We start from the raw sequence: 12,248 nt of genomic DNA, 5'->3' as shown, positions 1-12,248 counted from the left end.
CCCCGCGGTCCGGGCCCGTGCGGGCCCGCCCCTGGCGCCCGTACGCCCGCTCCTGGCGCCCGTACGCCCGCTCCTGGCGCCCGTACGGCCGCCCGCGGCCCCCGTACGCCCGCTCCTGGCCCCCGTACGCCCGCTCCTGGCCCCCGTACGGCCGCCCGCGGCCCCCGGCGGGCGGTCAGGGGGCGGGGGCGAGGAGGCGGGTGAGGAGGCGGATCGCGCCGCGCTTGTGGAGGGGGTCGTTGCCGTTGCCGCACTTGGGGGACTGGATGCAGGAGGGGCAGCCCGCCTCGCACTCGCAGGCGGCGATGGCGTCCCGGGTGGCCGTCAGCCACTCCCGGGCCGTGTGGAAGGCCCGCTCCGCGAAGCCGGCCCCGCCCGGGTGGCCGTCGTAGACGAAGACCGTGGGCAGCAGGGTGTCGGGGTGCAGCGGGACGGAGACGCCGCCGATGTCCCAGCGGTCGCAGGTGGCGAAGAGCGGGAGCAGGCCGATGGAGGCGTGCTCGGCGGCGTGCAGGGCGCCGCCGAGGATCTCCGGGGAGATCCGGGCCTCGTCGAGCTGGTCCTCGGTGACCGTCCACCACACGGCGCGGGTGCGCAGGGTGCGCGGCGGCAGGTCCAGTTTGGCCTCGCCGAGCACCTCGCCGGTGATCAGCTTGCGGCGCAGGTAGGACACGACCTGGTTGGTGACCTCGACGGAGCCGTAGCAGAGCCGGGCCGTGCCCCACGGGACCTCCGTCTCGGTCTCCAGGATCGTGATCGAGGTGGTGTCGCGGGCCGTGGTGGAGAAGGGCGGGTCCGCCTCCTCGACCAGGGCCACGGACTCCTCCAGGTCCAGTCGCCGCACCAGGTAGGTGCGTCCCTGGTGGAGGTGGACGGCGCCGTCGTGGACCGCGGTGTGGGAGGCGGACTCGTCGACGGTGCCCAGCAGGCGGCCGGTCGCGGCCTCGACGATCTGGACCGGGCGGCCCCCGCCGCCGCGGATGTCGGCCAGGTCGCAGGCCCGCTCCCGGCGGGTCCAGTGCCAGGCCGCGGTCCGCCGCCGCAGCAGCTTCGCCGCCTCCAGCTGCGGCAGCAGCCCGGGCGCGGCCGGGCCGAAGAGGTCGAGGTCGGCCTCGGTCAGGGGGAGCTCGGCGGCCGCTGCGCACAGGTGCGGGGCCAGCACGTAGGGGTTGTCGGGATCCAGCACGGTGGCTTCCACCGGCTGCCGGAAGAGCGCCTCGGGGTGGTGGACCAGATAGGTGTCCAGCGGATCGTCGCGGGCGATCAGCACGGCCAGGGCGCCCTGCCCCGACCGGCCGGCGCGCCCGGCCTGCTGCCACAGCGAGGACCGGGTGCCCGGATAGCCGGTGATCAGCACGGCGTCCAGGCCGGAGACGTCCACGCCGAGCTCCAGGGCCGTGGTGGCGGCCAGTCCCAGCAGTTCCCCGGAGTGCAGGGCCCGCTCCAGGGCGCGGCGCTCCTCGGGCAGGTAGCCGCCGCGGTAGGCGGCGACCCGCCGGGGCAGGGACCGGTCGACCTCCGCCAGCCGTTCCCGGGCGATCACGGAGATCAGCTCGGCCCCGCGCCGGGAGCGCACGAAGGCCACCGTCCGGACTCCCTGGACGACCAGGTCGGTCAGCAGGTCGGCGGTCTCCGCCGTGGCGGTGCGGCGCACCGGGGCCCCCTTCTCGCCCCTGAGGTCGGTCAGCGGCGGCTCCCACAGCGCGAAGACCACCTCGCCGCGGGGCGAGGCGTCGTCGGTGATCCCGGTGACCGGTACGCCGGTCAGCCGGGAGGCGGCGGCCGCCGGGTCGCCGGCGGTCGCGGAGGCCAGCAGGAACACCGGCTCGGAGCCGTAGCGGGCGCACAGCCGGCGCAGCCGCCGCAGCACCTGGGCGACGTGGGAGCCGAATACCCCCCGGTAGCTGTGGCACTCGTCGACGACCACGTAGCGCAGGGCCTTCAGGAAGGAGGACCAGCGGGGATGGGAGGGCAGTATGCCGCGGTGCAGCATGTCGGGGTTGGTCAGCACGTAGTTGGCGTACTGGCGCACCCACTCGCGTTCCTCCACGGGCGTGTCCCCGTCGTACACGGCCGGTCGCACGGCGTTTCCGAGGGGTGCGGCCAGCTCCCGGACGGCGCGCCGCTGGTCGGCCGCCAGAGCTTTGGTCGGGGCCAGGTAGAGGGCGGTCGCACCCCGCCCGTTCGGCGCCTCGGCGCCGTCGGCGAGGGCGGACAGCACGGGGGCCAGATAGGCCAGGGACTTGCCCGAGGCGGTTCCGGTGGCGACGACCACCGACTCGCCGTCCAGGGCGTGCTCGGCGGCGGCCGCCTGGTGTTCCCACGGGTGTTCGATGCCCGCGGCTTGGATCGCCGCCACCACATCCGTTCGGACGCGGTGCGGCCAGACCGCATGACGGCCCTCCCGAGGGGGCAAGTGCTCCGTATGGGTGATGCGCGCAGCTCGGGAAGGCCCCCGTGACAGGCGGTCCAGAACGGCGCCGGGGGTGGGTCGTGGGTCCTCCGGTGCCGTGGCCGGACCGGGGCGGTGAGTGTTGGCCATTGGAACCGAGTGTGTCACCGGCGTGCGGGACAATGGTCTCAAGGCGTCGTGCGCGCCTGCCGGTAAGTGATTGAATGCCATCGCGGCAGCCGATCCCTCCCCTACCTTCGGGTGGGAGGCCCCTGGGGGGCGCCGCTCGATAGCAAGGTGCTGGAGGATCCGTGGACCTGTCCCTGTCGACTCGCACTGTCGGCGACCGCACGGTCGTAGAGGTCGGTGGCGAGATTGATGTGTATACCGCGCCCAAGCTGCGCGAGCAGTTGGTGGAGTTGGTGAACGACGGCAGCTACCACCTGGTTGTCGACATGGAGCGAGTGGACTTCCTCGACTCCACCGGCCTCGGTGTGCTCGTGGGAGGCCTCAAGCGCGTCCGCGCGCACGAGGGCTCGCTGCGTCTGGTCTGCAACCAGGAGCGCATCCTGAAGATCTTCCGGATCACCGGTCTGACGAAGGTGTTCCCGATCCACACCTCTGTGGACGACGCCGTCAGCGCCACCGACTGACGGCTCCCGGCGGGCGCCGCCCGGCGGCGCGGGAGCCGATGAGGAGCAGGGGGTACCGGACCACGGGTGGTCCGGGCCCCTGTCAAGGCACGCCTGTAGTCCGAGGGGGACGAACATGGCCACCGTGGAACTGCGTTTCAGCGCCCAGCCCGAACACGTCCGCACGGCCCGCCTGGTCGCGGCCGCCGTGGCGCGCCGGGCCGGGGTGGAGGAAGCCGTCCTCGACGAGGTGCGCCTCGCCGTGGGTGAGGCCTGTTCCCGTGCCGTCGGACTGCACCGCAGCAACGGGCTGACCGCGCCCGTCCGGGTGGTGCTGATCGAGGAGGAGAAGCAGTTCTCCATCGAGGTCGGCGACCAGGTGCCCGGGCCGGGCGGCGGTTCGTCCGAGCCGGTACCCGGCATGGACGCGGCCCTGGACCCCGACGCCGACGGCGAGGACGAGATGGGGCTCGCGGTGATCAGCGGGCTCGTCGACGACGTCTCGGTGACCAGTGGGGAATCGGGCGGAACGATCCGCATGCGCTGGCCCGTCTCCGGAGTCGCCGATCTTCCGTAAGGCCCGCCCGTCCTATCTTCCGATCTTTATCAAGGCCCTGCTGAGCAGGGCCTTTTTCATTTCCCGGGAAATCCTCTAGATCGCTGATCGCCCGTCAATGGCTTTGTCCCATTACTTCTTTCGGGGGTAAAGGAGTGACGCGATCTATTGCTGAGGAGCAGGAGCACGCCAATTCCGTTTCACGCCCACTGTTTTGATCCGGTCGCGCTCCCTACAATCCGTCCACATCTTGAGCTCATCACGTCAAGGAGGACGAATGACGGGGCTCTTCACCCCCAATGCCGCGGTTCCCGCCGATGATCTGGCGGCCGCAGTACTCACCGATGACAACCGGCTCATCGTGTTCGTCATCGCGGGCATCGCACTGGCGGCCCTCGTCGTCGCGCAGATCCTGGTCCGCCAGGTCCTCGCGGCCGACGAGGGCACCGCAAGCATGAAGAAGATCGCCGCGGCGGTGCAGGAGGGCGCGAACGCCTATCTGGGCCGCCAGTTGCGCACCCTCGGCATCTTCGCCGTCGTGGTCTTCTTCCTGCTCTTCCTGCTCCCCGCCGACGACTGGACGCAGCGCTCGGGGCGCTCCGCCTTCTTCCTCGTCGGCGCCCTCTTCTCGGCCACGACCGGCTACATCGGCATGCGCCTGGCGGTCCGCGCCAACGTCCGCGTCGCCGCGGCCGCCCGCGAGGCCACGCCCGCCGAGGGCGAGCCCGCCAAGGACCTCACCGAAGTGGCCCACAAGGCCATGAAGATCGCCTTCCGCACCGGTGGCGTGGTCGGCATGTTCACGGTCGGCCTCGGCCTGCTCGGCGCCTCCTGCGTCGTGCTCGTCTACGCCGCCGACGCCCCCAAGGTCCTGGAGGGATTCGGCCTCGGCGCCGCGCTCATCGCGATGTTCATGCGCGTGGGCGGCGGCATCTTCACCAAGGCCGCCGACGTGGGCGCCGACCTGGTCGGCAAGGTCGAGCAGGGCATTCCGGAGGACGATCCGCGCAATGCCGCGACCATCGCCGACAACGTGGGCGACAACGTCGGCGACTGCGCGGGGATGGCGGCCGACCTCTTCGAGTCGTACGCCGTCACCCTCGTGGCCGCCCTCATCCTCGGCAAGGCCGCCTTCGGCGACCTCGGCCTCGCCTTTCCGCTGATCGTGCCGGCCATCGGCGTCGTCACCGCCATGATCGGCATCTTCGCCGTGGCCCCCCGCCGCACCGACCGCAGCGGGATGACCGCGATCAACCGCGGCTTCTTCATCTCCGCCCTGATCTCCCTGGTGCTCGTCGGCGTCGCCGTCTACGCCTACCTCCCGGCCACCTACAAGGAGCTCGCCGGGGTCGAGGACCCCGCGATCCTGGCCCACTCCGGGGACCCGCGCATCCTGGCCGTGGTCGCCGTCGCCATCGGCATCGTGCTCGCGGCCCTGATCCAGCAGCTCACCGGCTACTTCACCGAGACCAGCCGCCGCCCCGTCCGGGACATCGGCAAGACCTCGCTGACCGGCCCCGCCACCGTCGTCCTCGCCGGCATCTCCGTCGGCCTGGAGTCCGCCGTTTACACGGCGCTGCTCATCGGCCTCGGCGTCTACGGGGCCTTCCTGCTCGGCGGCACGTCGATCATGCTCGCGCTCTTCGCGGTGGCCCTGGCCGGCACCGGCCTGCTCACCACCGTCGGCGTCATCGTCGCGATGGACACCTTCGGACCGGTCTCCGACAACGCCCAGGGCATCGCGGAGATGTCCGGCGACGTCGAGGGCGCGGGCGCCCAGGTCCTCACCGACCTCGACGCCGTCGGCAACACCACCAAGGCCATCACCAAGGGCATCGCGATCGCCACCGCGGTCCTGGCGGCCGCCGCGCTCTTCGGCTCGTACAACGACGCCATCACCAACGCGGTCAGGACGGTCGGGGCCAAGGCCGGGGAGATGAACCTCAGCCTCGCCATCGCCCAGCCCAACAACCTGGTCGGCCTGATCCTGGGCGCGGCCGTCGTGTTCCTGTTCTCGGGCCTGGCCATCAACGCCGTGTCCCGCTCCGCGGGCGCCGTCGTCTTCGAGGTGCGCCGCCAGTTCCGCGAGCACCCCGGGATCATGGACTACACGGAGAAGCCCGAGTACGGGCGCGTCGTGGACATCTGCACCAAGGACGCCCTGCGCGAACTGGCCACGCCCGGCCTGCTCGCGGTGCTCACCCCGATCGCCGTCGGCTTCACCCTCGGCGTCGGCGCGCTCGGCTCCTTCCTCGCGGGCGCCATCGGCTGCGGCACCCTGATGGCGGTGTTCCTCGCCAACTCCGGCGGCGCCTGGGACAACGCGAAGAAGCTCGTGGAGGACGGCCACCACGGCGGCAAGGGCAGCGAGGCCCACGCCGCGGTCGTCATCGGCGACACCGTCGGCGACCCGTTCAAGGACACCGCCGGCCCGGCCATCAACCCGCTCCTGAAGGTCATGAACCTGGTGGCCCTGCTGATCGCCCCCGCCGTCGTGCAGTTCAGCTACGGCGAGGACACCAGCGCGGTCGTACGGGCCGTCGTCGCCGCGATCGCGCTCCTGGTCATCATCGGCGCGGTGTACGTGTCCAAGCGGCGCGGCATCGCCGTCGGCGACGACGAGGGCGCGAACGCGACCGCGGAGCGCGTGGGCAAGCCGGCGGACCCGGCACCCGTCTCCTGACCCCGCGGACCCCTTGAGGGCCGTCCGCGGCCCCTTGGGCCGACCGGCCCGGGAATGCGCCCGAACGGCGGACGGGCGGCGCGTACTGACGCGCCGTCCGTCCGCCTTTGTGTGTGCTCGGATGGCGGGCGTGTATCTTCCGGCCGAGAGCCTTCGAAGGGACCAATCCGGTGAACAAGAAGCTTGCGACCGCGGTGTCCTGCGGCGCGGTACTGATGCTCGTGCTGTCCGGCTGCGGCGGGGACGACGACGGCGACAAGAAGGCCGACGCCTGGGCCAAGAAGGTCTGCGACAAGTGGGAGCCCGAGCTCACCAAGATCAAGACCACCAATGACGAGCTGAAGCGCGTCGCCTCGCAGAGCAGCCAGCCCGAGGAGGTCCAGAAGACCGACTCGGCCGCCTTCCAGACCCTGTCCGACTCGTACAAGAGCATGGCGGGCTCCCTGACGGCGGCCGGCACGGCCCCGGTCACGGACGGCAAGACCGCCCAGGACTCCGTGGTGAAGAGCTACGGCGAGATCTCCAAGGGCTACACCGATCTCAAGACGAAGATCGACGCGCTGGACCCCAAGGACCAGGCCAAGTTCGCGGACGGCCTCCAGCAGGTCGCCGGCGGCCTCACGGAGGTCGCGGCCAACGAGACCGCGAGCAAGGAGAAGCTCAACTCCACGGGCCTCAAGGTGATCTACACCCAGAAGGGCTGCCAGGTCTCGGCGCCCAAGTAGCCGCCCCCGCGCGGGCGGGCGTACGCCGTCCGCGGCGGCCGGGGTCCCCGACGGATCCGGCCGCCGCGCCCCGCGTGCCCAGCCGGACCGTCCCGTGCCCGGCCGGACCGTCCCGTGCCCGGCCGGACCGTCCCGTGCCCGGCCGGACCGTCCCGCGCCCCCGGGCCGGACCGTCCCGCGGGCTCGCGGACGCCCCGTCGCGCCCCGCGCTTCGCGCGGATCGCCGGGACCAGCAGCCACAATGGACGCGTGAGTACCACCAGCCTCCCCAAGCCCGATCGCGCCGCCGAGCTCCGCGAAGCCTTCCTCGCCGCCGGTTTCACCGCCGACGGGCTGCTCGACCTGCTCGGCGCCCCCGCCTACGCCGCGCTCGCCCGCAGCGAGACGGTCCCCGCCCTGCGCGCCACCCGCAGCCACGGCGACGGCCCCCTCGCCACGCTGGTCCGGCTGTTCCTCCTGCAGTGCCCCGTGCCCGGCGTGCACGCCGCCCGGGCGCTGCCCCTGGAGACGGCGCTCGCCGACGGCTGGCTGCGGCGCGAGGAGGTCGCCGACGGCGAGGACACGGTGCACGCCACCGTCGACGTGCGCCCGTACGGCGGCCCCGACGGCGAGGACTGGTTCATCGTCTCCGACCTCGGCTGCGCCGTCGGCGGGGCGGGCGGCATCGGCAGCCGCGAGGAGGGCGTCGTCCTCGGCGTCGGCGGCGCCTCCACCACCCTGGCCGGGATCACCGTCCGCGTCCCCGTCGGATCCGCCCTCGACCTGGGCACCGGATCGGGGATCCAGGCGCTGCACGCCGCCCAGCACGCGACCCGCGTCACCGCCACCGACGTCAACCCGCGCGCCCTGGAATTCACCCGGTTGACGCTGGCACTCTCCGGGGCCCCCGAGGCCGAGCTGCTCGCCGGGTCCCTGTTCGAGCCCGTCGGCGACGCGACGTACGACCTGATCGTGTCCAACCCGCCCTTCGTCATCTCCCCCCGCGCCCGGCTCACGTACCGGGACGGCGGGATGGGCGGCGACGACCTGTGCCGCACCCTGGTCCGGCAGGCGGGGGAACACCTCAACCCGGGCGGTTTCGCGCAGTTCCTCGGCAACTGGCAGCACGTCGAGGGCGAGGACTGGCACGACCGGGTCCGCTCCTGGGTGCCGCGCGGCTGCGACGCGTGGATCGTGCAGCGCGACGTACAGGACGTGACGCAGTACGCCGAGCTGTGGCTGCGCGACGCCGGCGACCACCGCACCGGGCCGGCCGAGTACGCCGCGCGCTACGAGGACTGGCTCGACGAGTTCGAGTCGCGGGGGACCAAGGCCGTCGGCTTCGGCTGGATCACGCTGCGCCGCACCGACGCCGCCGAGCCCTCGATCGTGGTCGAGGAGTGGCCGCACACGGTGGAACAGCCGCTCGGCGAGACCGTCCTGGCGCACTTCGCCCGCCAGGACTACCTGCGCGAGCACGACGACGCCGCCCTGCTGGCCGGGTACTTCCGGCTGACCGAGGAGGTCGTCCAGGAGCAGGTCGGCGCGCCCGGCGCGGAGGACCCCGAGCACGTGGTGCTCCGGCAGAACCGCGGGATGCGCCGGGCCACCAAGGTGGACACGGTCGGCGCGGGCTTCGCCGGCGTCTGCGACGGCTCGCTCAGCGCGGGCCGGATCCTCGACGCGATCGCGCAGCTGGTCGAGGAGGACCCGGTCCTGCTGCGCGACCGGACCCCGGAGGCGATCCGGATGCTGGTCGAGCAGGGCTTCCTGGAGCCCGTCCGGGAGCAGGGCCGGTAGCCGCCCGGGGCCGCCGCGCCCGGCGAACCCGTGATGTAACCCGGGGTTCGCCCGCCGTATCCCCACGGGTGGCAGGCTCCCGGGCAGCGGGGGATTCGGGGGGATCCCCCGGGCGGCCCGGGGTGAAGGGGGAACGGCATGGAACGCGGTCCGGCGGTCTTCGCGGCGGGCGTGTTCCTGCTGTTCGGGGCCGCTCTGCTGGTCTGGACGGGGGCGCGCGCAGGCCGTCGTGCGCCGGTGGCCGAAGGCGTGCGCCCCGCGGTGGCCGTACCGCTCGCCCTGCTCGCCGGCGCGGGGTCGCTGGCCCTGGGAGTCTGGTGCCTCCAGCGGTTCTGAGGCGCGGACCGGCGATGATCTCCACCGGGGTGTGAAACCCGACGTCGCGGCGGGTGCGGGGGTGGGGCCAGACGGCCCCCCGGCCACCCGGCCCGGTGACCGGGAGGGGTCCGGCGCGGCATCCGGGCGGCAGAAATGGCACTTGTCGGGTTACCGTTCGAGTGGCCGTTGCGGGCTTGTGCCGTTTGACACGGGGGCGGGTTGTACCGTCACACTCCGCAGCGTCGCCGTACCGCGACCGAGTGCCGACCGGAGAGAAGAGCCAAGTTGTCCCCGACTAGCGAGACCGCAAAGGGCGGCCGCCGACTCGTCATCGTCGAGTCCCCTGCCAAGGCGAAGACGATCAAGGGCTACCTCGGCCCGGGATACGTCGTCGAGGCGAGCGTCGGGCACATCCGCGACCTCCCGAACGGCGCCGCCGAGGTCCCCGACAAGTACACCGGCGAGGTGCGCCGCCTCGGCGTGGACGTCGAGCACGACTTCGCGCCGATCTACGTCGTCAACGCGGACAAGAAGGCCCAGGTCAGGAAGCTCAAGGACCTGCTGGCCGAGTCCGACGAACTCTTCCTCGCCACCGATGAGGACCGCGAGGGCGAAGCCATCGCGTGGCACCTCCAGGAAGTCCTCAAGCCCAAGGTCCCCGTCCACCGGATGGTCTTCCACGAGATCACCAAGGACGCCATTCGGGACGCCGTCGCCAACCCGCGCGAGCTGAACCAGCGCATGGTCGACGCCCAGGAGACCCGCCGCATCCTCGACCGCCTCTACGGCTACGAGGTCTCGCCGGTCCTGTGGAAGAAGGTCATGCCGCGGCTGTCGGCCGGCCGCGTCCAGTCCGTGGCCACCCGCCTCGTCGTCGAGCGCGAGCGCGAGCGCATCGCCTTCCGCTCCGCCGAGTACTGGGACCTGACCGGCACCTTCGGCACCGGCCGCGCCGGCGACGCCTCCGACCCGTCGTCGCTGGTCGCCCGTCTGAACACGGTCGACGGCAAGCGCGTCGCGCAGGGCCGCGACTTCGGCCCGAACGGGCAGCTCAAGGGCGAGGTGCTGCACCTCGACGAGGCCGGCGCGCGGGCGCTCGCCGCCGCGCTCCAGGGCGCCGACTTCTCCGTCCGCTCGGTCGAGTCCAAGCCGTACCGCCGCTCCCCGTACGCCCCGTTCCGCACGACGACCCTCCAGCAGGAGGCCTCGCGCAAGCTGGGCTTCGGCGCGAAGGCGACGATGCAGGTGGCGCAGAAGCTGTACGAGAACGGCTTCATCACCTACATGCGTACGGACTCCACCACGCTCTCCGACACCGCGGTGGCGGCGGCCCGGGCGCAGGTCACCCAGCTCTACGGGGCCGACTACCTGCCCGAGAAGCCGCGCGTCTACGCCGGCAAGGTCAAGAACGCGCAGGAGGCGCACGAGGCGATCCGGCCTTCGGGTGATCGTTTCCGCACCCCGGCCGAGACGGGCCTGACCGGCGACCAGTTCCGCCTGTACGAGCTGATCTGGAAGCGCACCGTCGCCTCCCAGATGAAGGACGCCACCGGCAACTCGGTCACCGTGAAGATCGGCGGCCGCGCGTCCGACGGGCGCGACGCCGAGTTCAGCGCCTCCGGCAAGACGATCACCTTCCACGGCTTCATGAAGGCCTACGTCGAGGGCGCCGACGACCCGAACGCCGAGCTCGACGACCGTGAGCGCCGGCTGCCGCAGGTCGCCGAGGGCGACGCGCTGACTGCCGAGGAGATCACCGCCGACGGCCACGCGACCAAGCCCCCGGCCCGCTACACCGAGGCCTCGCTGGTCAAGGAGCTGGAGGAGCGGGAGATCGGCCGCCCGTCGACGTACGCGTCGATCATCGGCACGATCCTCGACCGCGGCTACGTCTTCAAGAAGGGCACGGCGCTCGTCCCCTCCTTCCTGTCCTTCGCCGTCGTGAACCTGCTGGAGACCCACTTCGGCCGGCTCGTCGACTACGACTTCACCGCCAAGATGGAGGACGACCTCGACCGCATCGCGCGGGGCGAGGCCCAGTCCGTGCCGTGGCTGAAGCGGTTCTACTTCGGCTCCGAGAGCGCCGCCGAGGTCGTCCCGGCCGACGGCGACCACCTCGGCGGCCTGAAGGAGCTGGTCACGGACCTCGGCGCGATCGACGCCCGGGAGATCTCCTCCTTCCCCGTCGGCGACGGCATCGTGCTCCGCGTCGGCCGCTACGGCCCGTACGTGGAGAAGGGCGAGAAGGACGCGGAGGGTCACCAGCGGGCCGACGTCCCCGACGACCTCGCCCCGGACGAGCTCACGATCGCGTACGCGCAGGAACTGCTCGCCGCGCCGAGCGGGGACTTCCAGCTCGGCAAGGACCCCGTCAGCGGCAACGAGATCGTCGCCAAGGCCGGCCGCTACGGGCCGTACGTGACGGAGGTGCTGCCCGAGGGCACCCCGAAGACCGGCAAGAACGCGGTCAAGCCGCGGACGGCCTCGCTCTTCAAGTCCATGTCCCTGGACACGGTCACCCTCGAGGACGCCCTGCGGCTGATGTCGCTGCCGCGCGTCGTCGGCGCGGACGCGGAGGGCGTGGAGATCACGGCCCAGAACGGCCGCTACGGCCCGTACCTGAAGAAGGGCACGGACTCGCGGTCCCTGGAGACCGAGGACCAGCTCTTCTCGATCACCCTGGACGAGGCCCTCGCGATCTACGCGCAGCCGAAGCAGCGGGGCCGGGCCGCGGCCAAGCCGCCGCTGAAGGAGCTGGGCACCGACCCGGTCAGCGAGAAGCCGGTGGTCGTCAAGGACGGCCGCTTCGGCCCGTACGTGACGGACGGCGAGACGAACGCGACGCTGCGGCGGGACGACGACGTCGAGACGATCACGCCGGAGCGGGGCTACGAGCTGCTCGCGGAGAAGCGGGCCAAGGGGCCGGCCAAGAAGACCGCGAAGAAGGCCGTGAAGAAGGCGCCCGCGAAGAAGGCGCCGGCGAAGAAGGCGACGACCGCGGCCAAGAAGACGGCCGCGAAGAAGACGACGGCTTCCGCGGCCAAGAAGACGGCGGCGAAGAAGACGACGACGGCCGCCGCCGCGAAGAAGGCGGCCGCCGCGGCCCCGGCGGACGAGTAGGCGCCCCGCCCCGTCCTCCTCCCCGGCCACCGCCGGGGAGGAG

8 protein-coding genes are annotated in these 12,248 nt (G+C 72.3%); 7 read left to right on the top strand and 1 reads right to left on the bottom strand.

The genetic code is table 11. From position 1 onward, the window contains the following. Positions 1-175 precede the first annotated feature (175 nt). The gene (locus tag AB0469_RS04110; protein ID WP_366449750.1) at positions 176-2,623 is read right to left on the bottom strand and encodes a DEAD/DEAH box helicase; all 2,448 of its coding nucleotides are present in this window, start codon (positions 2,621-2,623) and stop codon (positions 176-178) included. An 80-nt stretch (positions 2,624-2,703) separates the two neighbouring features. Here AB0469_RS04110 and bldG point away from each other — a divergent pair, with 80 nt between their 5' ends. The 7 genes from bldG (at position 2,704) to topA (ending at position 12,205) form a co-directional block, all read left to right on the top strand. Continuing rightward, complete coding sequence (gene bldG, locus AB0469_RS04105) at positions 2,704-3,045, top strand: anti-sigma factor antagonist BldG (protein ID WP_049716377.1); 342 nt, start codon at positions 2,704-2,706, stop codon at positions 3,043-3,045. Between the two features lie 115 nt (positions 3,046-3,160). Next, a complete protein-coding gene (locus AB0469_RS04100; protein WP_366449749.1) occupies positions 3,161-3,601 on the top strand; it encodes an ATP-binding protein in 441 nt (146 codons plus the stop codon). 256 nt (positions 3,602-3,857) lie between these two features. After that, positions 3,858-6,263, top strand: a complete 2,406-nt coding sequence (locus AB0469_RS04095) for a sodium-translocating pyrophosphatase (protein WP_366449748.1) — start codon at positions 3,858-3,860, stop codon at positions 6,261-6,263. Between the two features lie 170 nt (positions 6,264-6,433). Beyond that, on the top strand, positions 6,434-6,988 hold the full coding sequence (locus AB0469_RS04090; protein ID WP_366449747.1) for a small secreted protein: 555 nt from the start codon (positions 6,434-6,436) through the stop codon (positions 6,986-6,988). Positions 6,989-7,237: 249 nt separating this feature from the next. Beyond that, entirely contained in the window at positions 7,238-8,767 is a 1,530-nt protein-coding gene (locus AB0469_RS04085) for a methyltransferase (RefSeq protein WP_366449746.1), read from the top strand. Positions 8,768-8,905: 138 nt separating this feature from the next. After that, positions 8,906-9,103: a hypothetical protein gene (locus AB0469_RS04080; RefSeq protein WP_042820710.1), complete on the top strand. Its 198-nt coding sequence runs from the start codon at positions 8,906-8,908 to the stop codon at positions 9,101-9,103. Between the two features lie 267 nt (positions 9,104-9,370). Continuing rightward, the gene (gene topA, locus AB0469_RS04075) at positions 9,371-12,205 is read left to right on the top strand and encodes a type I DNA topoisomerase (protein ID WP_366449745.1); all 2,835 of its coding nucleotides are present in this window, start codon (positions 9,371-9,373) and stop codon (positions 12,203-12,205) included. The last annotated feature ends 43 nt before the right edge of the window (positions 12,206-12,248 follow it).

Source organism: Streptomyces sp. NPDC093801, from assembly GCF_040701585.1.
GTDB lineage: Bacteria > Actinomycetota > Actinomycetes > Streptomycetales > Streptomycetaceae > Streptomyces.
This window is presented reverse-complemented; position numbering and strand designations above follow the sequence as displayed.